Genomic DNA, 26,563 nt, shown 5'->3' with positions numbered 1-26,563 from the left:
GCTTAATTACCTTTCCATGGGTTGACCATCATCGGAATATACTCCCTTGACGCTAATCCGAATGCAATATATTCAATGTCTTGGAGTTTAAAAGATTTGTAATTTTTTATGCTTTGAAAGAGTTCGTCTCCAGACGAATAAATTGGGTAATAGATCATCTTTGTACCATCCTCATTGTCTTTTGTCATTGCTCTAAAAGGAGCGCGAAGACGGGTATCATTGTATTTGGTAATGAAAAAAATGCTGCCTGCTGTAGACTTCGTTTTTACCCTTATTTGTAGATATGGTACGCCGCTAGGAGCCGTGTAAGGTTCAACAGAATAAATATCGTTCAGTAGCTTAATAGGCAAATCAGATTGCTTGAAGATCACTACTTTGTCGTACGGCTTACCTGCAACATCATCGATGAGGTTCGGTATCGAGTTAATCGCCTTCTTGTAAGGCTCAATGCTCACCGCCTGATGCCCCGTATCCTCCAGCGCGGCAATCTCCTTCTTCCCAATCCACACCCAGCGGCTGACCTTATCCCATTCCACCGTTTGCCCCAAGCCTTCACTTACTAGCCGTAATGGTACAAAAGTACGGTTCTGCTTCAAAATAATCTTCGTCTCATATGTTTTAGTCTGTCCATCCACGGTAGCCGTGTTCTGTCCAACCGTCATGTTGACCGCATGTGCGTCATTCTTAATCGACACAGCCAACTGGCCACCATTTTTCTCCCAGCCTACCTTAGCCCCCAGCGCTTCGGATACAAAACGAATCGGAACCATCACATAATCGTTCTCATCCTGAAAAGGCTTAGCATCCGGGAACTGTATTTTTTTCGCATTCAATAAGACTTCAATCGGTTTGGAACTGCTTGCTGCTTCCATCGTTGGAATTGTACTTGTTGCTCCCCAAAGCAACGTGACTGTGGTCAAACTCAACACCCATTTTTTCATACTCATCTCTCTATCCCCTTTGTCTGCTTAAACTATGAACTATGTATATCAGCCCAAAGACCACGAATTTATCGCATCCCCACTTTCGGAAAATACTGGATACAACTTATATATTATATGGTTTCCCTATCACAAAATCTATAAGAAAAACTTCTAATATAAAGCCTTCTAAAAAAGCCAGACTACATTGACCAAAGTTTTATTCCCCTAATATCAGAAGACTAACTCCTTCAAGTAGTTACATTTCCCAAAAATCTCAACAAAAAAGGGCTGCCTCTCCCCTGTAAGGAAGAAACAGCCCGTGTGCTTCACGCGCAAAAAACGATGAATATATAAGTTCAAATCATAATGATTGTTCCAGCATCATCCAATATTTCTTTCATCATAAATCATAATCGACTAAAAATCAAACGTTACTTTTTCTCACAAAACATCTCAAATATCATTCATGCACACCTGAACTACCTGCTTGATATAGCTGCTCATACACATCTTTATTAACCATTCTCAGGCCAAACAATCTGCGAATACGCTGTCCCGGCTTGGCTTTGAAGGTTACTGTCGCTTTATCCTTGCCCTCCAGATATGCTGCCGGAATGGCGGCATTTACGTTGTAAAACTTGTCGGCCTCATCAAAGCCTTCACTAAAATGCTCAAGCGGATGACTGTTAATCAAAATATCAAAACCGCAGTTTGGCATTTCCAGCGTAGCTGTATAGGTGATGACCAACAGCATCAGAGCAGCCGGATCTGTATTCAGATCAAAAGAAAACCAGCCGTCAATGCCCGCATTTCGGTAAGGTCGGTTGTTTACATATCCGGTGCGAGTCGAAGCATCTCCCTGAAAGTTATGATCCCGCTCCGGCTGCATTTCTCCGGGTTGGGCGAAGTCAATCGTGCACTGCTCTAGAACAGCCAGCTTTTCACGTGCCGCTGTGTATTCCTTTTCTGCCTCCTGCCACGCTTCCGGTGTAAAGATGTCCCAATATACGGAATAGGTGCGGTCATGTATTTTATACAAAGGAGACAATTCCACATCCCGGGGGTGGCCTGCATCCAAAGTGCGAAATGTGTTCGTTTTGCCCTCCACGGGTTGGATCCAGGCATCCAGCTTATCCGTTTCGGGAATGAATACGGGTGTGTACAGGAAATCCCTGGCCTTGGGATCAGCTATGGGACCGAGGTCCCCTGCCAGTACCAGCGGTCCATACATGACAGCCGCCCGGTCAGGGTTATCCGGCATCTGCTCCAGTCTCAGCGACATCGGAATCGTCACCTCTACAACATCGCCGTCAATCCACGTTCTGGCGATAGTGACGAAGCTGCCCGGTTCCGATACGACCGCTTGTTCCTTGCCATTTACGCGGATGGTGATCCCTTTTTCAGCCCAATAAGGATAGCGGACGAGCAGCATAAATTCGGCAGGTTGATCACATTGAATTTCCAGCGTCGTATGATCGGTATCTGGATAGGACGTGCTTTGTTTTAGCGTAACGCCTGTATCCTTCCATTCCAGCGTGGAAGCAATGAACTGATTGACATACAGCTTATCGTGATCGTGAAAATAAATGCCGCTGCCGTAGCTCGCATGGTTTTCCATCCCTGTCCCAACGCAGCATGTAAAATCATCAAACTTGCTTTCAAAATGCTTGTGTCCACCCATCGCCAGCGACAGAAAATACGTTACACCCCCCTGAACCGGGTCCTGAGAGGCCAAAATATGATTAAACAAACCCCGCTCATAAAAATCTGCCTCCTTAGCGGATACATTCCACTGAAACAGATGGTTGGTCAGCTTGAGCATATTATAGGTGTTGCACGTCTCCGTCGTATGCGGCCCGATGCGATCATTTAAACCACCCGGCGCTCCAAAATATTCTCCAAAGCTATTGCCGCCAATGACATACGAATGATGATCCACCACCCGATCCCAAAAAAACTCCACCGTCGCCCGGCGCTTCGTATCATTCGTCAGCTCATATTCCTTGGCAAGCCCGATCAGCTTCGGAATTTGCGTGTTGGCGTGAATCCCCTGTAAACAATCCTCCTGTGAGCTAAGCGGGTCCAGCACCAGCTTGTGCCAGAAGCACTCAGCCAGCCGCAAGTAGCTCTCTTCTCCAGTATCCGCGTACAAATCTGCTAATACTTCATTCATGCCTCCATATTCACAAAACATCATCTGCTGCATCTGTTCATCACTCATCGGCTTCAAAATACCCCCGAGCCAGTCCGCCAGCTTGCACTCTACTGCCAATGCCTTGTCACAGCCTGTTAAATGGTACGCATCACGCAGACCGGCGAACAACTTGTGCAATGTATACAGGGGAGCCCAGGCACCATTCAGGTCAAAGCCCTTCGAACGAATATTTCCGGCAGACACCTCTTCAAAAAGTTCTTTTCCCCCCGGAATGCCGGAAACATACCCGTCACCATGCGCTTCTTGACAAACGTCCAGCTCATCCGTAATGTAATGTACAATTTCTTTAAAACGGTCGTCGCCCGTCGAAGCATACATCATGGAGCAAGCGGACAAATAGTGTCCCAGTGTATGACCGGAAATAGACATGGCTTCCCAGCCTTCATATTGAGGCGCTTTGGGCGCAAGTCCGGCATATTCCCGAAAACGCGCCAGCAGACGGTCGGGTTGAAGCTCCAACAGATAGGATCGGTTCAGCTCCATCGCCTGCTTGAAGGGACCTTCAGCCAACACCACCTCGTTCAGTGCGAACGGTCTTGCTTTCATATGGGCTTTTGCTTGGAGTGTCATCTTCCGTTCCTCCTTTAAGGCGAATTTAGGATGTAAAAAGAAAGCGCATATCCAGTACAACCAGCCATTACACGCCGCTGCCAGTGGTTTGCCCCCACTGCTGGTACAGCTGCGTTCTTGCCTCTGTAATGCCGGGATGAAACTGGATCAGCGCGTTTTTCCTTGTAAAATGAACCTCACGGATCGCCTCCTGTACCCGCTGTTCCCCGTCGGCTCCGCTGAGGCCAGCGGCTTGAATCATGGAGGCGGCGGCTAATCGCCCTTGGGCCATGGCGACCAGCCCGCTTTCGATGCCGGTAATATTTCCGGCAACATACAGCCCCTTGAGCGAGGTTTCCATTCGCTCACCATGCAGTGGAACATGCCCGCCCAGCTCGGGGCTGTACACGAATTTGCACCCGGCTACTGCCGCCAGCTCGGCGAGCGGATACAATCCGCCGCTCAGTGCCACGAAGTCGGCGGGTTCGACGCGCTCGCTGCCGGGAATAGGCGAGCCGTCCGGTTTAACGTGGACCAGGGTCACAGATTCGACCCGGTCCTGCCCGTTGACGGACAGCACTGCCGTCCGCAAACGGATCGGGATATCCCACAGACGGAAACCTCTGTGGGGATAGCAGCGCGCGATGAGACCCTCCATCCGCATCGCTGCTGCCAGCCTGCCGCCTGCACGCATCCAGGCGGCGGGAGCCAACCCCGACAGCTGTAGCAGCAGCTTGGCGGAGGCTGTCGGATCTGCCGCCGTACCAGCCAGCGGATTGGCGCACGGCAGTGTAATCGCCGCCACCTTCACCCCGGCGACGGACAGCTCTCGGGCAATTGCCATGGACAGTACGTTCATGCCTACAATGATGCCACGTTCTCCCGGCTTGACGTAATGAACGTTGGTCATCACCTGCGCGGCTCCGATGGACATTACGCCCGGCAGCGTCCAGCCGTCTAGCGGAACGGGAATTTCGGCAGCCCCGGTCGCCAGCAATACATAATCGGCAGTGAACAATCCACGGGAGGTGGAAATTTCCCACGTTTTGGTATACTCCATGCCATGCACAGATACGCCGCAGCGGATGTCCACCCCAAGCTCCACGCAACGGGTAATCAGCTCATCCGATACGTGTTTTCCGACCCACCAGCCTTTGCTGCCTTCCTCATGATATTGTCCGGGCATACGTCCACCCGGCTCCGTAAATTCATCCAGCACAGTGACGGGCAACCCTTGCTCAGCGGCCGATGCCGCTGCGGACAATCCGGCGGGTCCCCCGCCAATGACGATGAGATGCGCCATTTTATTCATGTCACAATTCTCCCTGTGATTTCATTGGAAAGCTGACGCCCGGTTTCCACCACCATACCTTCCTCCAGCTTGGTCAGACAGGAACGGACGGTACCGAGCGGATGAACCGTCAGGCGGCATTCGTTACAGTGCCCAATGGCGCAATATATACCTCTGGCTGTGCCGGATTCCTCATGCCTTCTCAGCAAACGTACACCGCTTGCCAGCAGCGCAGCCGCGAGTGGCTCTCCGGCCAAGCCCTGCATGGGGCGGCCGTCGAAAACGAAAGGCACCTGTCGCCGCTCCGGCTTCGTCCCCAGAATAGGATGATTCACAATACGCGCACGATTCATAGGGAACCTCCCTCTGCCAACTGACCGAACGTTACGGGACGCACCGGGGGCCTTTGTGATAACAGCTCCGCCTCCCGGCGGGCAGCGGGATACTGACTGTAAAACCACGACTCCACCAATTGTCGGCATACCCTGCCCTGACACGCCCCCATCGTGACTCGCGTAGCCATTTTAAGCTGGCGCACCGTATCCACTCCCATGCGGCAGGCCTGCTCCAACTGCGCCATACTCACTTCTTCGCAGCGACATACGAGCAAATGACCTGACGCCCCAACCGTCTCGCTCTGCCCCGCCGCCCGCTTATTCATAGCTGATCGCGCAGGTTTTAATGGCTGAATAAAAATCCAGCGCCGCCTGCCCCTGTTCCCGGGTATGTGAGCTGGATCGCTTCAAACCGCCGAACGGGGCCTGATATTCGACACCAGCCGTTTCCTGATTAACCCGTACCATTCCGGCGTCCGCTTCATCCAGAAACCGATGAGCGAGCCGCAAATCGCGGGTGAACAGCGAGGCGCTCAACCCGTAAATAGAGTCATTGCACAGTCGAATCGCATCCTCGAAGTCGTCCGCCTGCACGACACCGATCACGGGGCCAAAAATCTCCTCCTGAATCAACGGATGTGACGAATCCAGCCCGGCTGCCACCAGCGGACGCACATAATATCCGTTATCCGTCCCGGCGGCGGCTCCGCCCTCAGCTAAAATATCTGCTTCCCGATGGGCCAGCGCGACATAGGACATGACCTTCTCGTACTGACCTGCGGATGCCACAGGTCCGAGATACGCGCCGGGGTCCAACGCCGGGGCTATCTGAATTTTTTCCACCGCTTGGCGCAATGCTTCCGTAAACGTTTCATAGACAGACCGTTCCACGATCACCCGGCTGGTTGCCGTACATTTTTGCCCGGCTGATCGGAAAGCTCCGCTGGCAATCATCGCCACCGCCTTCGCTATATCTGCATCCTTTAGCACAATAGCGGCATTTTTACCGCCCATCTCGGTCTGGTACTTGATGTTACGACGCGCGCATCGCTCGGCAATACCCAAACCTGTAGCAGTAGAACCCGTGAAGCTGACTGCATCCAATGCCGGATGCTCCAGCAGGACATCACCTATGCGGCTGCCCTGCCCGACGACAAGGTTCAGTACACCAGGTGGAAGCTGTACAGCTTCGAACAGCTCCGTGACCCGTACTGCAGTTAATGACGCATGTTCGGCAGGCTTCCAGATGACCGTGTTTCCACACAAGAGTGCAGGAGCGATTTTCCAGAGCGGAATGGCAACCGGAAAATTCCACGGCGTAATGACAGCCGTTACGCCCAGCGGAATGCGCTTCGTGTACTGGAGCACTCCCGGCTCATTCGAAGGAATAACCGTACCGATGGAACGTACGCCCTCTGCCGCATAGTATCGGAGCAGATGGACGCCTCGCATGACCTCTCCGCGCATCTCTGTAATCGGCTTGCCCATCTCACGGCTGGCCAGCTCAGCCAATTCGGACACGCTCGCCTCCAGCAACCCGGCTGCTTTGAACAAATAAGCACCCCGCGCTGCCGGACTCAATGCCGACCATCCCGCCTGTGCAAGCCGTGCAGCCTCCGCAGCCTGTGTAATATCGCCCGTATCTGAAAAATGGACGACACCCACCTCCTCTTTCAGCACGGAAGGATTGCGAACGACCATTTCTTCGCCTGAAGGACTCAGCCACTCACCGCCAATCCAGTTTCGGCTCTCCATCGTCTTCACCTCCATTCAGGATGAAACCCCGCTCGGACGAACCGCCACCTCAAAAGCTTCGCCAATGCGGTCATAATCCGCCTGCGGCAGCGCAAGTCTCGGCGGACGTGTCGGGCCGACCGGAAAACCAGCCAGCTCCATCATGTATTTAATGGACTGTACGAGTTGCGGGCTGGCATCATAGCGGAACAACGGTAGCAGCCTGCGATACAAAGCGGAAGCTTCCGCCATATTTCCTGCCTGTGCAAGCTGGAACAACTCTACCCCTTCCTTGGGCAACGCATTAGGTACCCCCGAAATCCAGCCTGTCGCGCCGAATAACGCCCCCTCCATAGCCAGATTATCCACTCCGACCATGACCTCCAGCTCGGTCTGGTCCAAAATAGCGTGAATACGTCGTACATCACCTGAGAATTCCTTAACCGCTACGATATTTTCAATGCGTGACAAGTCCGCAAGGATATCCGGGGTCATATCGACCTTGTAATCATGGGGATTATTGTATGCGATGATGGGCAAGCCTACCTCCGACAATGCTTCATAGTGGGCCGTTACCTCATGAGGCAGCGGATTGTAATTAATGGGCGGCAGCGCCATGACACCAGCTGCTCCGGCATCCTTTGCATGCTGTACCCAATGCACCGCCTGCCTGGTGGATGGAGCCGCCGAGCCGACAACGACCGGGACTCGCCCCGCCGCAGCGTCAATTACCGTATGCACAACCTGTGACCGTTCCTCCGCGGACAAAGCTGCATATTCTCCCAGTGATCCCGTAGGAACCAGTCCACTAATGCCGTTCGCAATCAGATGCTCGCACAGCTCGGTCAGACGTTTGTAATCGACCTCCAGCTCTGCCGTGAACGGTGTAACCAACGCCACATATACACCTTCAAAACGTGCCATATGCTCACCAACCCTTTCCCATCTTTATTTTGATATTCAGCATTTTGTATCATTCGATTCCAGTCGCTCGCGGGTACAATATATAGACGGATAGAATCATTCCGATCTATGTACTGCTGATGAAAAGCCGCTCTTTGGATTGATGCAAAATACTCACATAAGCAAAAATCCTTCTCTAAGCGGGTCCTCGGGATCCAGCACAAATTGATGATGTCCCGTCACCCAAGCCGATCCGGTAATTTGCGGAACCACTGCCGGATAAGGGCCTACCTGTGTCTCACACACAATTTCAGCCCGGAACATGGAGCCAGTGATGCTTTCATGCACAAACTCCTCATGCAAACCCAGCTTTCCCTTGGCATGCAGCACCGCTACCTTGGCCGAGGTTCCTGTGCCACAAGGCGAACGGTCGATGCCCCCAGGTGGAATGACGACCACATTACGGCAATCGGCCTGCGAAGCCACAGGTTCCCCGTAAAATTCAATATGCGTCAGTCCCTGGATGACTGGATTTTCAGGATGCACCACCTCAATCACAGCATTCACTGCCTCCCGAATCCGCACCGCCGTCCGTACAATCTCTGCCCCATTGCTCTGCTCCAGCGCAAGACCGATGGAAGCCGCCTCGATAATGCCATAAAAGTTACCTCCATACGCAATATCCAACGTTACTTGACCGATGCCGTCTACATCCACCTCTACCTCCCGACGGTAAACAAAAGAAGGAATGTTCGTGAATGTCACCTGTTGTACTTTTCCCTCATCTACATCCAACAGCACTTGAACCGGGCCTGCCGGGGTATCCAGCAAAATCGATTTTTTGTCCGCAGCAATCAATCCGCCTTCCATCAGCGCCGTGCATACGCCAATCGTATCGTGGCCGCACATCGGCAAGTAGCCGCCTGTCTCCACGAAGACCACACCGATATCGGCATCCGGATGACAGGGTTCTGTTAAAATGCAGCCCGACATGACCTCATGTCCACGCGGCTCGAACATCAGCAGACGACGAAAATCATCATGATGCTCTGCCATATACGTCATCTTTTCCAGCATCGTATGTCCCACCAGCTTGGGCGCGCCGTGAATGACCGTTCGCGTCGGATTGCCTCCCGTGTGGGTATCAATCGTAGTGATTTTGCCTGGTATGCTCATCCGGTTACCTCCCCGTGAACCTGACTGCTGCTAAAAGCCTCCCCAAATCGGTCATATCGCAGTGGTTCCACCGGAATGCAAGTCGATTCGCCGCGCACCATTTCGGTCACCAGCTTCCCCGTAACCGCTGCGAGGCTAATACCGTCTCCTTCGTGGCCCGAGGCGATAAACAGCCCCGGTATTTCGTCCACCGCCGATACAATCGGCAAGTGATCAGGCGTCCATGGACGCAATCCGGTATACGCCCTCATCAGCGGCACGTTTGCCAAGTCTGGAAAAAAGCGAATCGCTCTGCGGGCGATTAACCGGATCACCTGCTGATCCACACCTGTATCCATGCCAGCAAACTGGCGGCTGCTGCCGATCAGGATATTTTGTGATGCTGTCGGCTCGAATACCAGTGCTACACCGTATTTTTCATACACCTCATCCACACTCCGTTGCCCGCCAAACTTGCTCATCAGATACCCGAACTCCATCACCTTGCGGTTCCCGATCGAGGGCATCCGGGCAGACACCAGAATATGTCCTTTGCGCGGCTTAATCGGAAGGTGGAGACCGAGTGATTGACCGATGCTGCGTGTCCATACGCCTGCCGCCAGCACCACCGCTCCAGCATGGATAACGCCATGGGGCGTCTCCACACCCCGGACGTTCCCCCCTTCGTCCTTGAGGACGGAATGTATCGGCGTACGCGGCAGTAATCTGGCTCCCATCCGACGTGCGGCCCCTGCCAGTGCATACGTCATCAGCACCGGATTCACGGTTGAATCTGTCGCACATTCCAGCCCGCCCGGCAAATCTTTAGCCAAATGAGGCCATTCCTCCTGCAGATCCTGCTGATCCAGCATGCGAAACGGAAGTCCCTCCTGCTGCTGACGGGCCACCCACTGCTCTGCCGCCTGCATCTCCTGATCATTTTCACAGACCAAAATACTGCCCGGCGCACGGTACTCGAACTCATCCTCCAGTTCTCTGGCCAGCTCAGCCACCAGCTCCTGCGATACCAGCGACATTCGGCTGTCAAATCCCGGCTCCTTATCGATCGCTAAAATATTTCCATCACAACGGGACGAAGTGCCCCCAGCAATCTCCCCCCGCTCAGCCAGCACGACCTTCAAACCGGATTTTGCTGCATAATAAGCGGTCGCTGCTCCGATGATCCCGCCACCTACAACGACCAGATCTGCCGCATCGTGTTTCATTCGTTTCCCCTCCCTCCGACCACTCCAGCCCGAGTACATCATAATCATACGCATCTAATCAAGCCGACTTTGCCCCCGAATGGATTATTTTCAGTTACAGCTTGAGCTTAAAGCTTTGGGTCACAGGCTTGCTCAGCTCGTCATAATCCCGTAGCTGTACAGTGAACGTATACGTCTTGTTCTCTGCTCCGCTGTCTGCTGTGCCGCTGATCGTTCCTGTGAAGCGATCCAGCTTCAAACCTGCGGGCAGTTCGCCGCCTGTCACAGTCCAATCGTAAAACGGTACACCCCCCTTGGCCTCCAGCTTGGCGATGTAGGCCTTTCCTTTGACGGGTTCAGGCAGTTCCTTCGTAACGATTTCCGGCGCAAGGAAAGGAGTCAGATCCTTACGCAGCGGCCAGCCTGCTTTTTCCGCTACCAGCAACGAAAGCTTCGTGTTCATCCAGCGTCGGGTCGGGAACATATGACGCCAGCCACCATTTTGTCCGCTCAGTCTATCGACCTCTGCAATATCCCCGGAGAGATGATAGCTGTCGTCCAACGCAGCCGCTCTGTGTTGATAGGCCATAATGTCCGGGTCATTGCCTGCGGCCTCCTTCAGCGCCTTGACGCCCGGGAACGTGTCGCTGAACACAATCGCGTGGCCGAATTCATGCATAATCAGTCCGTGTACATCTGTCACCTTGGACAGATCGGATTGATACCATTCCTCATCGTCCACCGATGTGAATGGAATTGCATCATCATAGAAATCCAAAATCAAACTGTAGGAACGGTTTAAGTTCCCCGGCACGGTCACCCCGTTGCGTGTATGATAATTGCCGTTATCGGCCGGAAAGCCTGTAGAATAAGGTCCATTCAAACCTCTCATAAACACCCACATGCCCTTATAGGGCTTATCATTCGTCACCTGTATCTCATTTTGCCAATCGTCTCCCGGCAGATGGTTTACCTCTGCATTGGCAGGAACCTCGTCGAAGGAATCCAGATCAAAGAAATAGAACCAGTCCTTCACCGCCAGCTCTGCGGCCTTTCTGGTAGAAGCGTCATTGAAATAGGGCATAATCGTATCGAAGCGGTAGTCAAAATGAATGGGTACTTTCGGATCTTCATTATCGTCCTGATCCAACACCCGAATCGGAATAGATTGCATGGTCGTCTGCCCATCATTCCCGGCAACGGACATAGACAACGTGTAATGTTCTATTTCGCCGTTTCCTCCGATCCGGTCGGGATGAATGGCTAGTCGGAATTCTTTTTCCTCCTGCGCGTTGTCAAAGGTCAAGGTTTTGCTCGCGCCTTGCGCCGACAACGTACTTGGCAAATCCATCATCAGCCGGGATGTGCCCTGCGCATTCAGCGTAACCGTCACTGGAAAAGCGGCGTCCGCAGGTGGCTTTACTTTTAGTTTCACATACGGGTTCGCAAGATAGCCTTGCCAATCGACCAGATCTATACCGATATCGTTCACCGTCCGGCTAAAGATGTCGATTACTTTTGCATCCGATTCCGCCTCGGCATATGCCTGTTGACCCGGAATGGCTGGGGTCAAAGCAATGATGAGAAAAGCCGCCAGTGCGGTCAGCCATATTTTCGTGCGTCTTCTTTGCATGTTCATACGATCCCTCCATATCGTTTTTGGATGACTGGAAGACCAGACATGTTCTTACAGCATTTTGCATCATTCGATTCCCAGCGCTCTTGGGATGTATGCAAAATGCTCACAATAAAAGCAGCTCTTTTGGCGAAGAGGTCAGTACCTTTACACCGTCTTCTGTGATCAGTACATCATCCTCAATACGAACCCCGCCGAAGCCGGGGATATAAATGCCTGGTTCCACGGTAATGACATGGCCCGGTACGAGCACCGACTTACTTTCGCGGGACAGGCGTACCTGCTCATGAATTTCCAGACCAAAGCCGTGGCCCAATCCGTGACCAAAATGTTCCCCATAGCCGTACGAGGCAATTACATCCCGTCCCAGACTGTCTCCCTCCCGGCCGCTTAATCCAGGGCGAAGTCCTGCAATCGTCTTCATATTCGCTTCCAGCACAATGGCATATAGTTCCTCATGGCGTTCTGACGGTTTACCGACGAATACCGTGCGCGTGATATCGGACAGATAGCCGCGCACATTTGCACCAAAATCCATCGTGACGAACTCGTTCAGACCAATTTCCTTGTCACTGGCCAGTCCGTGCGGCAGTGCCGAACGCTCCCCCGAAGCAACAATGAACGCAAAACCGCCCGATTCCGCGCCCGCCAGCCGCAGCCGATATTCCAGCTCCGCCGCAATCCGCCGCTCTGTAACCCCAGGCTGAATGTAGTTCAACACCTCCGTAAAGGCGGTATCAGTGATACGCGCCGCTTCGCTGATCGTGCGAATTTCCTCATCGTCCTTCACATCACGCAGCTGTTCAATCACATCCTCCGTTTGCACATATTCCAGCGAACCCAGCACGGCTTGAAGCTGACTCGATTGCTGGAGTGAGACATGGCGGCTCTCCAATCCCAGTCTGTGAACGCCCAGTTTGTCTGTCAGATCAGCCACCGTCTGGAAAATTTGTGCCTCATGCCGAATGACCGAATATTCCAGTGCCTGATCGGTTGCCTGCATCATATAGCGGAAATCCGTCACCAGAAAAGCATTTTCCTCTGTAATGAGCACAATCCCAGCCGATCCTGTAAACCCCGTCATATAACGCCGATTGGGTCCATGTGTAATGAGCAGCGCATCTATACCCAGCGCCGAAAACTCCGACCGTAATCGGGCTAATCTGCCCGGAACACCCTGTACCAGCTTTGTCGAACGAATTTGCTTTTCCAAAGCCACTGCCACCTCCTGAATTGTAGTTTCAATTCCTACTAGCCTTTGATGCCTGTCAACGTGATGCCTTCAATAAAATAGCGTTGTCCGATAAAGAAAATCAGGACAATGGGAGCCAAAATCGTACTGGAAGCCGCCATCAGATAAGGCCAATTTGTATTGTTCAGCCCTCGGAAAGTCGCCAAGCCCAGCGCCAATGTAAAATGCTTTTCATCACTCAAATAAATAATCGGGCCTAGGAAATCATTCCACACATCAATAAAAGTAAATATCCCGATCACGATCAACGCGGGTGAAGACAATGGAATAATGACGCGCCATAGTACGGTCAGAGGTGTGCCCCCGTCCATATAAGCCGCTTCGTCCAGATCGCGTGGAATGGTCAGCATGAATTGTCTCATTAAAAAGATGTTAAACGCTCCGCCGCCAAACCATGCGGGAACAATCAGCGGCAGGAACGTATTCAGCCCACCCAACTCACGCCACATAACGAAGGTCGGAATGAGTGTCACCGCGTAAGGCAGCATCATCGACCCGATCAGCAGCGAAAAAATCAGATTACGTCCGGGCCAGCGCAGGCGGGCAAAGGTAAACGCCGATACAATTGAAGTCATCATCACTCCTGCCAGCACACATACCTCAATGATGAACGTATTCATAAAATACCTGCCGAACGGCACAGAGGTCAGCGCTTCCGGGTAATTGCTCCATTGAAAAGGAGACGGTATCCACTCTGGCGGGAACACGAAAATTTGCGATGTGCCCATTAGAGAGCTGCGAATGAGCCATACAAATGGCAACAGCATTAAAATACTGCCCATCATTAAAACAACGTACAGCAGAACACGACTGATTTTAAGAGGCTTGGCACGGGTAGTGGTAGCAGGACTGCGGGAGCGTTCAGGCTGTGGAGGCGGATGCTTTGGTGTTGGTGAATCGTTGACAGAAGAAGCGACTTGATTCATGAACGTCCCCTCCCTTCATAGTGAACCCACTTTTTGGACGTGGAGAAAATCAGGACGGTCAGCACCATAATGACGAAAAATAAGATCCAGGCCAGCGCCGACGCATAGCCGATTTTTGTCTCCGTAAAGGCCGTGCGCCACAAGTAGAATACATAAAACAGGGTCGAATTGTTAGGGCCCCCGTTCGTCATGACATACGCCTGATTGAATGCCTGAAAGGTACTGATTAAGGACATGACCAGATTGAAGAAAATCGTCGGTGTCATCGAAGGAATCGTAATATGAATAAATTTGTGCCACATATGGCCCCCATCCACCTCAGCCGCTTCATACAAATGGGTGGGAACCGACTGAAGCCCTGCCAAAAAGATAATGACCGTGTTCCCGATTCCCCAGGTGCTCATCATGATCAGGGAGGGGATCGCCGTGCTTTCGTCGTAAATCCATTTGCTTCCCGGCAATCCGGCGTGTTCCAGCAATGAATTCAGCAAGCCAAAATCGGGATTAAACATCCACAGCCACAGCATCGTATTGGCGATACTTGGCACAATCGTGGGCAGATAATAAATCGTGCGGAACACGGACAGGCCCTTCACCTTTTGGTTTAATAAGAGCGCAATGATAAACGCCGCCACCAACCCGAGAGGCACGCTACCCAGCGCGTAATACGTGGTCACGAACATGGATTGGGAAAAGGTGGAGTCCTCGGTCAGAATCGTCCGGTAATTGTCCAGTCCAATAAAGTTCATCTGTCCGCCAATGGTCCAGTCGGTCAGACTGAATACGAACGAGGCCGTGATTGGTCCAATCGTAAATATCATTAAGCCCAGGATGGCAGGAAGCGCGAATAGCAGACCCCAGTTGCGTTCCATGCGCATCATCCCTGATTTTTGTCGCTTCATGGGCCGATCTCCTTTCGCTGCTGTCCTGCCAGATTATTCATCCGGGTATACTCCTTGAAGCAATGGCTGAATGATGGGCTCCAGCTCATCCAGCGCCCGCTGCGGCGTCTTCTTGTTCGTCCAGATCAGGTCCAGCCCCGGGGTCAACCTGGAACCGATATCAGGCCAGTTGCGGAGAGTCGAGGTGGACGGCTTGATTGCATAATCTCTGGCATACTCGATGCCTGCCTCCTGAAATTCCGGCGGATGAGCAGCATTATTCGTCCATGATTGGATGGCCTGCTCATCTGTATAATATTTTTCCTCGATAGGCATCCACAGACCGGACTTGAACAAGTCCACCTTTTCCGGATTATTATGATACAAATAAAACTCGAGTGCCTCCTTCGGATGCTTGGTGCTCTGGAAAATAACAGTGGCCCCCGCAACGATCATCGTTTTGGGCTCCTTGAGCTTCGGCAGAACGCCGATACTCCATTGCAGCTGCTTGTTGTTCGAAAAATCGAGTAGCGACCAGGTTCCGTCCACCACCATGGCGACCTTTCTCGTCTGAAGCCGAATCGTATTGGATGGCATGTCCTGCTGCTGGATCAAATCGGGAGATACATGCTCTTTGAAAACCAGATCCTGCAGCTTCTGAAATACCTCTACTGACTCGGGACTGTTCAGTGTATACTTCTTGCCCGTTTGGTCGGTCAAAGCTCCGCCGTTGCTCGCCAGAAGCGGTCCCCATGAGCTGCGGTCGTTGCCGAAGGCAAAGCCGTATTGCACAATATTTTTCGGATCAAAGCTACTGTCACCGGGATGCCTGCCGTTCTGATCCTTGGTCAGCTTTTTGGCAATTGCCAGAAATTCATCCCATGTCCAGGCCTTTTTAGGATCAGCCGGGGGAACGGGTACGCCTGCTTCTGCAAACAGCTCTTTGTTGTAAAATAACTGCATCACTTCCATGGCGGTGTAGTTGCCGATAGACTTGCCGGGCTCGCTGTAGAGATAGGAGGATTTAAGCTTGTTTTTTAATTCGGGATATTCATCATAATAGGAGGATAAATCCAGAAGTCTGCCTTCACTTGCCCACTTCATCGTGAGCGAATCGCCCAGGTAGGCGATATCAGGAAGCTGATTGGCGGCCATTAACGTGTTAATCTTTGTCGTGTAATCACCCGGGACATGCTCGCCCTTCACTCGAATATCCGGGTGGGATGCATTAAAGCTTTGGATCATTTTTTCCATTGCCTGTTTCTCGTCATTGCTCCCCCAGTACATGAACTTGAGTTCGACCGCATTGGGGTTCGGTTCACCAGCGTTACCGCTGCAAGCCGTCAACCCTGTCAACATCGCCGTCATCACGAGAGCCATCCATGTCCGTAACCTTCGTTTCAGCAAATCAATCGGCCCCTTCCTGAACTGGATTCTCCTTACAAGCCTATTATGCGCCGAGAGCCCGGAGCCGACTACCCAACGACTCCAGACTCTCTTTGTTTTGGTATGATTTTTTTAACAGCGCGTTTACAAAAATGTTTTACGAAACTCCGTCGGGGTCAGTCCGGTATGCTTTTTGAAGGCAATGCTGAAATAGTTCGTATCCGCAAAGCCCACAAGCTCCGCCACATCAGCAACCTTCCGATTCGGGTCCAGCAGCAGCTCGCGGGCACGTTCGAAGCGGACACGCGTCTGGTAGTCGGCAAAGCTTTCTCCCGTAACCTGTTTGAAACGGGCGCTCAAATATTTGGGACTCATATTCATGTAAGCCGCAAGGCTGTTCAGCCCGCCATCCTCCTGAAGATGCTCCCGAATCCATTCCTTGGCCCGTTGGAATTTGCGGGGAATGCCCTTCTCGCGTGATTCTCGGACATGGCGACCCACCCGGACAAAATAGCGCGATACATAATCAATCATCTCGGGCCCATGCCGTAATCGGGACAGCTCCAACAACGGGTCCTGCTCCTGCATGGACGTTTGTCCTACAGATGCATCACTCTGAACGATCCGCATGACGAACAGCACGAGCTGGGTGACGATCATTTTTACCTGCTTGACAGGCAAACCCGCCAATTGTCCCGACCATTCCTGTAAAATCGCATGTACGGCGGCATCATTTCCGGCCCGAATTTCCGTAATCATCAGCAGCTCCTTCTCCATCAAATGACTGCTATTCGGCTCAGCCGCCTGAATGCTCTCATAGGGGATGATCTGGCTGTAGCCGACCCAGCCCCGATGCTCCGCTGCCCGGACAGCTTCCTCATATGCTTCGGGGAGCTGCTCCATCCGCCCTACAGGCCGGCTAATTCCGATGGACACCGCACGGTTCAGCCGCTCCTGTACCGCCTGCCGGATATGCTGTGCCGTCCGCTCCGCCGCCCTGCAAGATGCTGCCGCCAGCAGCACGACACGCCGATCCCGGGAAACCGCCGCTCCGTGTGCCTTCGCCCCGGCGGCGGCGGCGGCTTCCCAAGCCAGCCCGGCGAATTCGCTGCTGCTTCCCTCCTTACTGCCGTGCAGCTCGCCCGTGGCGGCTGCTTCCTGCTGCGGCGTCTCTTCCAGCTCGCAGCAGAGTACGGTGTAGGGCGGCCCGGAAGTCTCGCCGGAAAGCTCCAGCCCGTCCATCTCCCGAATAACCTCGGCTGCGGGACGCCGCTGCTGTAACAGATCCAGCAGTAAATGCTCCCTGTACAGCGGCTCCGACAAACGATGACGGTGAATGGCCTCTTCCTCGCTTCTTCTCAACTGCACAATCCGGTCTTCGGCCCGCCGCAGGGCCGCTTCAAAATCCCCGCTGGTCACAGGCTTGAGCAGATAATCGACCGCTTGAAGTGAAACCGCCTGACGAATGTACGTCATAGATTCGTACCCTGTCAGGAATAGCAAAGGTGTCTGCTGATCCTTTTCCCGAATGATTTTTGCAATATCCAGTCCGCTCATATCCGGTAAATTAATATCCAGTAAAATCATGTCCGGTCGCTGCTCCGCATATAAACGCAATGCCGTTTCGCCGTCACCCGCCACATCACTGACTTGCACAGGCAGGCCGCTTTCCGCCACCATCAGCTTCAGTCCTTCCCGAATATGATATTCGTCGTCCACAATCAGCAGCCGGTACATGCCATCCTCTCCCTTCCTTATTCGGTTCGAATCGGTGCCCACAAGGTAACCGAGGTGTATGTTCCCGGCTCGCTTGTCACGGACAGTCCATATTGCGGGCCATAATGGCGAAGACGCTCATGTACATTACGCAGTCCAAAACCAATGGCACTTCCCCGCTCAGCGTCCAGTGACTTCCGAATATCGTCCAGCCGCTCGGCTCCGATACCGCCTCCATCGTCACTGACCGTTAATCGCAGCGCATCGCCTTCCCTTGTACCGGACAGCATGATGTAGCCACGGTCGGTACGCCCTTTTAAGCCATGGTAAATGGCATTTTCAACGAGCGGCTGGAGTATAAGCTTGGGTACGTAAAACCCGCAAATATCTTCCTCCACCTCGCAAATCCACTCGAACGAATTCCGAAATCTGAACTGCTGTACCTTCACATAGGCGCTCACATGCTCGACTTCCTGTCCCAAGCTAATCTGCTCCCGGCCATAGCTTAGCGAGATGCGAAAGCATTTACCAAAAGCACCGATCACCTCCGCCATATCCCGTTGCCCGTTGGCCAGCGCCATTCCCTTGAGCGACTCCAGCGTGTTGTACAGAAAATGAGGATTAATCTGCGCCTGAAGCGCACGAAACTCCGCCTGCTTGCGCGACAGCAATGCTTCATAGACCTGCCCGTATAGCTCATGATTTTTTTGCATCATATGAAGAAAACGCTCCCCGATCTGCCCCACCTCATCCTTGGGATTAAAAATAACAGGTGCAGGATCGTCGGAAACTTTGGCTGAGCTTGTGGCGCTCGTACTGCCGTCCACCGCCATTAATCGGCTCAACTGAAGCAACGGACGACGAATCGTATCACTCAGCCGATAAGACAGCATCCAGCCCGACACCAGTGCAATTAAAAAAGTCCAGATGGTCCAGGCACCAATCTGCCGCGCATCCTCGAACAGCACGGACTGATCGACTTTTTGCAGCAGTGTCCATTGTCCTTCATTCAACGGGCCGTAGGAAATCATGGTCTGACAACCGTTCCATGTTCTCCAGTCCTTCGTAAGCATGGGTTTGTCCACAGCGGATTTGGCAATCTGCCGCAGCAGCGACTTGTCCGCAACGGCCTGCTCCGGCAAACGGTATACAGGCTCGCCCTTTTGATCCAGCACCCACATCTGGGTATTGCCGTCCGTTTCATGAAAGGCAAGCCCCCGGAACAGGCTGGCCTTGTCAATTTCCAGCAGCAAAAATCCAAGCGGTGCATAGTCGCCGGTCGTTTTTCGAAGCAGCTTCCCGACGTATAAACGATCATCCGCCATCCCTCGTCCCGATTCGAACGATGAATGGGCCATCCACATCATGGGCTGATCCGCGAGCAAGCGACGATAGTAAACACGTGCTTCCTCTAATGTAGGAAGGCCGCCAAAGCGGACCGAAACATTCCCTTGATACAGCGAATGCTTGGGCCCGCCATTGGCGGCATATATAAGAGAGGACGTGATATACGGCTTGGTCTGGGTTTGCGCCCGAACGACCATGCTGAGTGTTTCATCGTTCCGTAAGTATTCATAATCGTCTTCCGGCTTGTTCTCCAGCGTGGCCTGCACGTCGGGATTGCCGAGAATGGCATTGGTCAGATCGTTCAAATCGGAAAGCGTCGCATTGACGTAATTTTCACTCATTTGCCGGGACTGCATAGCCAACGCTTCCGACTTCTCACCAAGTGAATGGGCCGCGATCCGGTAAAAGGTAAAGGTCAGCACCACCATCGGAATGACCGTGAGCACCAGTGTCAGTACGATAAATTTCCCACGAATTGTAGGAATCCCGGTAAACTTTTGACGACCACGGCCTCCCATTCAACTGCCTCCCTTACACATAGGCTGGAAGCCACTCTCCGTGCGCCGCAATCAGGTCATCGCACAGAGAAACAATCTCATCCATGGACAGCTCGGCTGACGTGTGCGGGTCCAGCAGTGCGGCATGATAAATATGCTCTTTTTTCCCGGTGACAGCAGCTTCAATCGTCAATAGCTGTGTATTAATGTTCGTCCGGTTGAGCGCAGCGCATTGGGGCGGCAAATCTCCGACATAGGTCGGCGTAACTCCGTTGCGATTCACCAGACAAGGCACCTCTACACAGGCTTCTTTTGGCAGATTGGTAATTAAACCTGTATTCATTACGTTGCCGCCAATGGTAAAAGGCCGATCCGTTTCGATAGCCTCCAAAATATACGAAGCATATTCATTCGACCTTTCATGGCGAAGATCCTGATTGCTCAAAAGCTCCCCGCGCATCGTTTCCCATCGTTCAATCTGGCTCACGCAGCGACGCGGATACTCATCCAAGGGAATATTGAACCGTTCGATTAGCTCGGGATATGCCCGTTTGATAAAATACGGATGATATTCCGCATTATGCTCGGACGATTCCGTAATGTAATATCCGAATTTCAGCATCATCTCAAAGCGTACCATGTCGTTATGCTTTTCCTGCTGCTTGGCGGCAGCCCGTTTTTTAATCTCGGGATATAAATCCTCACCGTCCTTGCTCACTTCGAGCAGCCACGCCATATGATTGATGCCTGCGATTTTCGCCTTCACGCCTTCCTGCTCCAGCCCGAGGCTTTTGAACAGCTCCGGTATACACGCCTGCACGCTATGACACAGCCCCACCGTACGGACGCCGCCGTGTACGTTCATCACATTCGTCAGTACAGCCATCGGGTTGGTGTAGTTGAGAAACCATGCATCCGGGCATACCTCACGCACATCTGCAGCAAAATCGAGCATCACCGGAATCGTCCGTAAGTTGCGGAAAATACCACCTATCCCGACCGTATCGGCAATCGTTTGGCGCAGACCGTAGGTTTTGGGAATTTCAAAATCCGTAATCGTACACGGATCATAGCCGCCAACCTGAATAGCATTTACCACATAGGCAGCTCCACGCAGCGCTTCCTTGCGGTCTGTGTAGGAGCGGATCACACAGGTACTCCCCGTTGTTTTTTTCAAATTGGATAAAATATGTTCCGAATCCTTCAGCCTTCCGGGGTTAATATCGAACAACGCCAGCTCAAAGCCCTGCAAAGCAGGTGTCAGCATACAATCGCCAAGCACATTTTTAGCAAATACCGTACTGCCTGCACCCAGAAATGTAATCTTGCTCATGCCTTTCCCCCATTCACATTCTTATTCGCAGCTTTGTACTCCAAATGCAAGGATACCCACCGCCACTCTCCCCTTTGCAGGAAGAAAGTGACAGTGGGAAAGGTTATTTAACAAGAGCTATTCAATGTTTCCTCCAGATCGTAATCCCCCTGCTGATTTAGCAGAGCTGACAGGAGCAGGTGTTTCAGGTGTTACTGAGTTAACCGGATTTGTCGGCGTTTCCGGAGTACCGGAGTTGACAGGGGCCCCCGCCTCGATCACGGTCACCTTGGCAATCGCCTTCAATTCTGTTCCTTCTACATTGCCCTTCAATTCAAATGAACCCAGAGAAGCATATTGTGCAGGGGCTATATCCTCCCATTCCACAGCCACCCATTTGGTGGAGCCTTCTCCATACGTAGCTTCCACCACGCTCGGCAATTCGGGTTTTTCACCCGCACGTGTCGTCACGTTTACTTCTTTTATAGCCGTGATTTTCTCGGCTCCCGTCAGGCTCTGTGCTGTACCGGAGGCCAGACCTGCCACCTCGGAAGCATTCAGAGCCCGGCTGTAGATGCGGAATTCATCCACCAGACCGTCGAAGTATGGGTCAGGGTACTGAGACTTACCGATAAAATTGTTTTTGGTTTGACCCAGACTGGTAGGATTCAACGTCAGACTGGTATTGCGTCCCACTTCTTTTCCATCCACGTATAAAATACCTGTGGAGCCTGAGAGAGTGACCGCAACGTGTTTCCACACCCCTGTCGGCAGCACAGGAGCCTCAATCGTCTGTTCCTGTCCCTGCCCGTTGCCTTGGTTGGTAATCGCAAACAGCATCGTATTTCCGGCTTTAGGGGTCAGGAACATATATTCATTCGTCCCGGAGCCGAAGTCAAAAATCCGTACATAATCGCTCAGGCTGTTCGCTTTGACCCAACCGGATACGGTCAATTGCTGTGCCCGGCTTACAATGCCCGCTGGAAGCTGCACATAGCTGTCCTTGCCATTCAGGCTGACAGCATTGCCTGTTTTCCCAGCAGCCCATGCAGCCGTGCCCTTCACGGCAGCATCATTGTGACTGTCCGATGAATCCACAGCAACAGAACCGCTGGTTTCATCAAACTTATACAACGCAAGCTGTTCAAGTAACGGAGCTGCCGGTTCTACGATCACGCTCACTCTGGCCTCCGCAGACAACAGCGAATCACTGGCTGTCAGCTTGAATATATACGTTCCCGGCTCGGAAACGTCCACCTTCGTACGCAGCGATGTTTTACTGCTGAATGTGACCTTGGCATTCTGTGGCCCTTCAACCAGACTCCACTCGCTTGTAACCTTTCCTTGCGGAAGTCCATCATCCTCAGCCGTACCTTTCAAAATGATTGGATCCGGCAGCTTCACCTTGGACGCTTTACCCGCATCTACGACAGGCGCCTTGTTCGGATCAGGCGTCGTAGGTGTCAGCTCCACGGTATAGGAGGATGCTGTGCCCATGTCCAATTTCAGCTTGTTGGTAGGTGCATACGCATTAAATTTACCTTGCGATTGACCACCTACTTTAACCAAATACGTTCCCTTCTTCAAGCCATCGAACGTAACGTATGTGGAATGTGCTTGACCAGGTGTCTGATTTTTCAGCTGGAGCCATACATAATCCTTGGATGTTGCCAGCTTGGCTTCTGTATATTGGTCCCTGTCCAGCTCGATATACAGCTTTTCCGTGATCAGGTTGACCCGCTTAAACAGGCCATCCAGCGGCTTAATGGTATACACGTTGCCGCTTTTGCTCACCTCCGCACCGTAGCCTGTCAATCCGAAGATCGGATCTACTGCAATGTCGGCACTTAGCGTTTTGAGTGCACCGAACAGTCCAAGATCGGCCTCGCCGCTCATACCGCGCCAGCCGTTAAAGAGCGGAACATTTTTACCGCCTCCGGTGCCGTTCGTTCCGTTATTGCCTTTTTCCGCTTGATACGTCCATGCGACCGCCCCGATGTTCTCAGGGTCCGAGCTGATTTGCCCGGAGTTAATCGCTCCGACATTGGCAATTTTAGCTGCATAGGACAACCGTTGTTGTTCCTCACGGTGATTGTCCTCATGATGGCGAATCCAGTCATCCATCGCATATCCAGCAAGCGAAGTCGTGTACTGGAAGTTAAACCAGTTCTCCCCGGTAATCGTCACCGGATCGGTGTAGTAGTACCATACTGGCATATGTCCGCGTGCTGCACGGGTTTTGGCATTGATTTTACTCATCATTTCCAGGGCTTTATTTTGCTCGCCCTCTGTATCTATATTCTGCTTGGCTAACGTATATACGGCCTCTTCCCCAGTGTTATCGTAGCTGTATTCGGAGCCGTAAGGATATTTTGTATTTTTAAAATTGTTATATTTGCGATCCATTTTTTCCTTGAGATCATTCGCTTCATCATCATAGCCTTCATCATGAAGTGCCTGAATAATATCCGGTGTAGTCAGTTCGCCCATCAAGCCCGTTTCCCAGTTGTAAGCAACCGGCCCTTCGTACAATGCTTTGAAAATGTTATACGCCCGCAGCAAATACGTTTCCTTCGGCTGCTTGTAAGTGACAAGATCCGGGTATTCCTTCGCAATCTTGTACATGCTGAAATACGTGTTGTATACGTGCGGGTAAGCGTACCCCCGATAGGTTGGTGTATCGTTCGGCTCTGGCATCAGGAAATCATGAATCAAATAATCCTCATGATGCCCGTTCATCAGATTCGTCCAGATGGCCGTCTCCAAATAATCGTCTACCGCCCGTACCTCTTTGGCAACCGGAGACAGTGTGTTTTTCTCAGCCAGGAACTGTCCGTGGGTCAGACCCCAATCATCCCCCCAGCCCCAGTATCCGTTGAAAATGTTACGCTTGGATTTGGTATGCATCATCCAATCGTCAAAGACTTTATCGCGCAGATCACCCGGTACATTCCACTGGGTTTTATCTACCATAAACGTAGCGTGCCGTTGCAGCGCCAAATCAATCGGCTCGATGGCATAAAACTGTAAAACAGTCTTGTTGCCGTTTCCATACTCCACTGTGATGAAGTTTGGACCCAGCTTGGTGAATTTCAGTTCATAGATGTGGTGCCCTCCAGTCTTGCTGTCCGTCTGCGGAATGACGGTTCCATCTGGATAGGTTACCTTGCTGATCGCCTGCTTGGTACGCAGATCCACTTTCGCCTTCTGATTCGTAGGCACGATCATCCCCGGTACAACCGTTGTATCCACCAGGTTTTCTTGATACAACGTATCTTTCACATCATGCTCATCCTTCACTGCCAGAAACTTGAAGCCATAGTTGCGGCTTTGGCCGGGGTTCAGGATCAGACTTGTGTTGGGCAAATATCCACGGTTGGTGGACTTAATCACATTGGAGTGAATATAAAATACATTCAGTCCCTCCAGCCATTTGCCTTCATTCGCCGGATTCCAGGCCCATTTGCTGCCCGGATGCTCCTCATCCCGCCAGTGATCCTGATACTCAAAGCCCGCACCCGTTGAGGAATCAGGAATCAGCAGCAGCGAAGAACCAATGCCGCTGGGACGTCCAGCCGTAATATAGGAGCTGTTGTTGCCGACAAAGGAATGCGTTACGACTCTGGTCTCGTAAATCGCATCACCGTTCGTCCACTGCTCATTGAATGGCAAAGGCAGGCCAAAATCGCCAATCTCCAACTTTTTGCCACTTGTGTTCTGTACCTGTATATTCCACAACACCGAACCGTTCGACTCCGCTGAATACGTTTCGATGACTTTAAAATTGCGAATGCCTTCTGCGTTGCTTGAGTTTTCATACGTGACGGTGACGCGGTTGCCACTGGTCGTGATTTTGCGTGCATCTGCCGACTTGTTCGTCCAAGCCTTCGTCCAGCTGCCTTCGTCCAGTCGGTACGTGAACATCAGCTCACCCAGCCACTGATGATCCGCGGTATTCTGTTCGGGTGTTACCGTTGCGTTCATCACGTACTCTGTCGGGAAAGCATCTCCCTTGATACGGATGGATGAAATTTCGCCATGCTCGCCTGTCTGAATCGTCAGCTTGTCATTGGATAGTTCATAGGCCTCCGCCGTATGCGTCCCAAATAGTACAGACGCCGCGGTTAAAAACAAAAATGCTGCCAATATTCCTTTAAATTTCATCAATACGGCCTCCTTTTGGATCTTGGGGTCCTGATTTGCTTGCCAATCGCCTGAACTCTCTTCATTTCGCCGCAACCTCCTTGGAAATGTAAGCGTTACAACTCCATTGTACAAATACTTGTCCATTGGTAAAATCAACATTTTCAACCGATTTATATATAATTTCAACCTATAGTGGGATGAGTTACGACGGTGAGTTGCGAGCGCTGCGCGTGCAGATTGTTCTTCCGATCGCTGTTGTAACGGGATTTTTTTATTTATATAACACCTGTTAAGGTTAAAATCCCGTTACAAAGGCGAACGCTTCGCTTCTTCAGAACAATTCTGCCCGCTCCGCTGACCGACCACCGTAAAGTCATCGCCCTTTTTAGGAAATTGGGGCGGCAGGGGGACTACAAGTGCCGAGCGGCAAGAAGGCTTGCAGCCTTCTAGATTTGTAAAGAAAAAGGAGCAAAAAGGTTGCCCCTCCTGCTCCTTTTTTCATTATAAAAGTATACTAAAGAATAGAACAAGTTGGACACATCAACTCAAAAGGAATGGAGTAAATCATGGTCATAAACAAGTGAGAATTTTATGTGAATGGTCTGCATTATACCGTTAGGTCGGCAATCAACAAAGCTACGACAGATTGATCTGAATTAAGATTACAGATGATGGAGAGACAGGAATTTAGATAGAGAGCAAGGGGAGGCATTTTTAGATATGCCAGGGTTTGAACAGATTATACAAACGGACACCGTGAAACCGAGAAATTTTTTTTAGTTGCTGTAGTGGGTGATCGAATCATGGGGTTTTCAAGAGGCGAAGGTATTTATTAAGATAGATTCGCTCATAAAGTAGAATTTGGAGTCTGCGCATGTAAAGAATTTTTGGATTAGAGTATGGGGAAAAATCTGCTGAAAGAATCTATCAGCTGGGCTTATTCCAATGGCATGCTTTGTATGGTCAAGCCCCATTTTGTAGACAATGAAAAAAGCCCTATTAACTGTAACTGAACTTCGAAAATTTCCAGACCACCACTTTATCATTGAACTATCGTGTCCCGTTAGAATTCCTGTAAAACAAATAATTTGCTCTTTGCATAAAAACGAGCGCCTCGGTACGATGGGGTTGCGCACGAGGTCATAGCCTCAAAA

General features: G+C 51.7%; 18 protein-coding genes. All 18 read right to left on the bottom strand.

Translation table 11 applies throughout. The features are described from left to right. Window positions 1–2: 2 nt before the first annotated feature. Window positions 3–947 carry a copper amine oxidase N-terminal domain-containing protein gene (locus ABH897_RS10050; RefSeq protein ID WP_404591809.1) on the bottom strand — a complete coding sequence of 315 codons (945 nt, stop codon included), beginning with the start codon at window positions 945–947 and terminating at the stop codon, window positions 3–5. 436 nt (window positions 948–1,383) lie between these two features. Then, window positions 1,384–3,708 (bottom strand): glycoside hydrolase family 127 protein, encoded by a 2,325-nt coding sequence (locus ABH897_RS10045; protein WP_404591807.1) that lies wholly within the window; start codon window positions 3,706–3,708, stop codon window positions 1,384–1,386. 67 nt (window positions 3,709–3,775) lie between these two features. Beyond that, entirely contained in the window at window positions 3,776–4,999 is a 1,224-nt protein-coding gene (locus ABH897_RS10040) for an NAD(P)/FAD-dependent oxidoreductase (RefSeq protein WP_404591805.1), read from the bottom strand. Beyond that, window positions 4,996–5,331 (bottom strand): (2Fe-2S)-binding protein, encoded by a 336-nt coding sequence (locus tag ABH897_RS10035; RefSeq protein WP_283654813.1) that lies wholly within the window; start codon window positions 5,329–5,331, stop codon window positions 4,996–4,998. The genes ABH897_RS10040 and ABH897_RS10035 overlap by 4 nt, the downstream gene beginning before the upstream one ends. Then, complete coding sequence (locus tag ABH897_RS10030) at window positions 5,328–5,639, bottom strand: (2Fe-2S)-binding protein (protein WP_404520434.1); 312 nt, start codon at window positions 5,637–5,639, stop codon at window positions 5,328–5,330. The genes ABH897_RS10035 and ABH897_RS10030 overlap by 4 nt, the downstream gene beginning before the upstream one ends. Then, window positions 5,632–7,068 carry an aldehyde dehydrogenase family protein gene (locus ABH897_RS10025; RefSeq protein ID WP_404591803.1) on the bottom strand — a complete coding sequence of 479 codons (1,437 nt, stop codon included), beginning with the start codon at window positions 7,066–7,068 and terminating at the stop codon, window positions 5,632–5,634. Before ABH897_RS10025 ends, ABH897_RS10030 begins: the two co-directional genes overlap by 8 nt. 15 nt (window positions 7,069–7,083) lie before the next feature. Next, entirely contained in the window at window positions 7,084–7,971 is an 888-nt protein-coding gene (locus ABH897_RS10020) for a dihydrodipicolinate synthase family protein (protein WP_404591801.1), read from the bottom strand. 153 nt (window positions 7,972–8,124) lie between these two features. Further along, window positions 8,125–9,126 carry a proline racemase family protein gene (locus tag ABH897_RS10015; RefSeq protein ID WP_404591799.1) on the bottom strand — a complete coding sequence of 334 codons (1,002 nt, stop codon included), beginning with the start codon at window positions 9,124–9,126 and terminating at the stop codon, window positions 8,125–8,127. Next, the gene (locus ABH897_RS10010; RefSeq protein ID WP_404591797.1) at window positions 9,123–10,331 is read right to left on the bottom strand and encodes an NAD(P)/FAD-dependent oxidoreductase; all 1,209 of its coding nucleotides are present in this window, start codon (window positions 10,329–10,331) and stop codon (window positions 9,123–9,125) included. Before ABH897_RS10010 ends, ABH897_RS10015 begins: the two co-directional genes overlap by 4 nt. 94 nt (window positions 10,332–10,425) lie before the next feature. Next, complete coding sequence (locus tag ABH897_RS10005; RefSeq protein ID WP_404591795.1) at window positions 10,426–11,949, bottom strand: Ig domain-containing protein; 1,524 nt, start codon at window positions 11,947–11,949, stop codon at window positions 10,426–10,428. 103 nt (window positions 11,950–12,052) lie between these two features. After that, window positions 12,053–13,159: a M24 family metallopeptidase gene (locus tag ABH897_RS10000; RefSeq protein ID WP_283654806.1), complete on the bottom strand. Its 1,107-nt coding sequence runs from the start codon at window positions 13,157–13,159 to the stop codon at window positions 12,053–12,055. Between the two features lie 38 nt (window positions 13,160–13,197). Continuing rightward, window positions 13,198–14,124: a carbohydrate ABC transporter permease gene (locus ABH897_RS09995; RefSeq protein ID WP_404520439.1), complete on the bottom strand. Its 927-nt coding sequence runs from the start codon at window positions 14,122–14,124 to the stop codon at window positions 13,198–13,200. Next, a complete protein-coding gene (locus ABH897_RS09990; protein ID WP_404520440.1) occupies window positions 14,121–15,026 on the bottom strand; it encodes a carbohydrate ABC transporter permease in 906 nt (301 codons plus the stop codon). Before ABH897_RS09990 ends, ABH897_RS09995 begins: the two co-directional genes overlap by 4 nt. Before the next feature lie 33 nt (window positions 15,027–15,059). After that, window positions 15,060–16,412 carry an ABC transporter substrate-binding protein gene (locus ABH897_RS09985; protein ID WP_404591793.1) on the bottom strand — a complete coding sequence of 451 codons (1,353 nt, stop codon included), beginning with the start codon at window positions 16,410–16,412 and terminating at the stop codon, window positions 15,060–15,062. A 123-nt stretch (window positions 16,413–16,535) separates the two neighbouring features. Continuing rightward, on the bottom strand, window positions 16,536–18,128 hold the full coding sequence (locus ABH897_RS09980) for a response regulator (protein WP_404591791.1): 1,593 nt from the start codon (window positions 18,126–18,128) through the stop codon (window positions 16,536–16,538). A 17-nt stretch (window positions 18,129–18,145) separates the two neighbouring features. Continuing rightward, window positions 18,146–19,972 (bottom strand): cache domain-containing sensor histidine kinase, encoded by a 1,827-nt coding sequence (locus ABH897_RS09975; RefSeq protein WP_404591789.1) that lies wholly within the window; start codon window positions 19,970–19,972, stop codon window positions 18,146–18,148. 13 nt (window positions 19,973–19,985) lie between these two features. Continuing rightward, a complete protein-coding gene (gene melA, locus ABH897_RS09970; protein WP_404580697.1) occupies window positions 19,986–21,284 on the bottom strand; it encodes an alpha-glucosidase/alpha-galactosidase in 1,299 nt (432 codons plus the stop codon). Window positions 21,285–21,401: 117 nt separating this feature from the next. Next, on the bottom strand, window positions 21,402–25,427 hold the full coding sequence (locus tag ABH897_RS09965) for a DUF5695 domain-containing protein (protein WP_404591787.1): 4,026 nt from the start codon (window positions 25,425–25,427) through the stop codon (window positions 21,402–21,404). Window positions 25,428–26,563 lie beyond the last annotated feature (1,136 nt).

Source organism: Paenibacillus sp. RC73, assembly GCF_044908085.1.
Taxonomy (GTDB): domain Bacteria; phylum Bacillota; class Bacilli; order Paenibacillales; family Paenibacillaceae; genus Paenibacillus; species Paenibacillus terrae_A.
Note: the sequence above shows the minus strand (reverse complement) of the source record. Positions and strands in the feature narration are given on the sequence as shown.

Bases quoted from the DNA above. Each gene is read 5' to 3' on its own strand.
- ABH897_RS10050 (WP_404591809.1), bottom strand. From the start codon at position 947: ATGAGTATGAAAAAATGGGTGTTGAGTTTGACCACAGTCACGTTGCTT.
- ABH897_RS10045 (WP_404591807.1), bottom strand. From the start codon at position 3,708: ATGACACTCCAAGCAAAAGCCCATATGAAAGCAAGACCGTTCGCACTG.
- ABH897_RS10040 (WP_404591805.1), bottom strand. From the start codon at position 4,999: ATGAATAAAATGGCGCATCTCATCGTCATTGGCGGGGGACCCGCCGGA.
- ABH897_RS10035 (WP_283654813.1), bottom strand. From the start codon at position 5,331: ATGAATCGTGCGCGTATTGTGAATCATCCTATTCTGGGGACGAAGCCG.
- ABH897_RS10030 (WP_404520434.1), bottom strand. From the start codon at position 5,639: ATGAATAAGCGGGCGGCGGGGCAGAGCGAGACGGTTGGGGCGTCAGGT.
- ABH897_RS10025 (WP_404591803.1), bottom strand. From the start codon at position 7,068: ATGGAGAGCCGAAACTGGATTGGCGGTGAGTGGCTGAGTCCTTCAGGC.
- ABH897_RS10020 (WP_404591801.1), bottom strand. From the start codon at position 7,971: ATGGCACGTTTTGAAGGTGTATATGTGGCGTTGGTTACACCGTTCACG.
- ABH897_RS10015 (WP_404591799.1), bottom strand. From the start codon at position 9,126: ATGAGCATACCAGGCAAAATCACTACGATTGATACCCACACGGGAGGC.
- ABH897_RS10010 (WP_404591797.1), bottom strand. From the start codon at position 10,331: ATGAAACACGATGCGGCAGATCTGGTCGTTGTAGGTGGCGGGATCATC.
- ABH897_RS10005 (WP_404591795.1), bottom strand. From the start codon at position 11,949: ATGAACATGCAAAGAAGACGCACGAAAATATGGCTGACCGCACTGGCG.
- ABH897_RS09995 (WP_404520439.1), bottom strand. From the start codon at position 14,124: ATGAATCAAGTCGCTTCTTCTGTCAACGATTCACCAACACCAAAGCAT.
- ABH897_RS09990 (WP_404520440.1), bottom strand. From the start codon at position 15,026: ATGAAGCGACAAAAATCAGGGATGATGCGCATGGAACGCAACTGGGGT.
- ABH897_RS09980 (WP_404591791.1), bottom strand. From the start codon at position 18,128: ATGTACCGGCTGCTGATTGTGGACGACGAATATCATATTCGGGAAGGA.
- ABH897_RS09975 (WP_404591789.1), bottom strand. From the start codon at position 19,972: ATGGGAGGCCGTGGTCGTCAAAAGTTTACCGGGATTCCTACAATTCGT.
- melA (WP_404580697.1), bottom strand. From the start codon at position 21,284: ATGAGCAAGATTACATTTCTGGGTGCAGGCAGTACGGTATTTGCTAAA.
- ABH897_RS09965 (WP_404591787.1), bottom strand. From the start codon at position 25,427: ATGAAATTTAAAGGAATATTGGCAGCATTTTTGTTTTTAACCGCGGCG.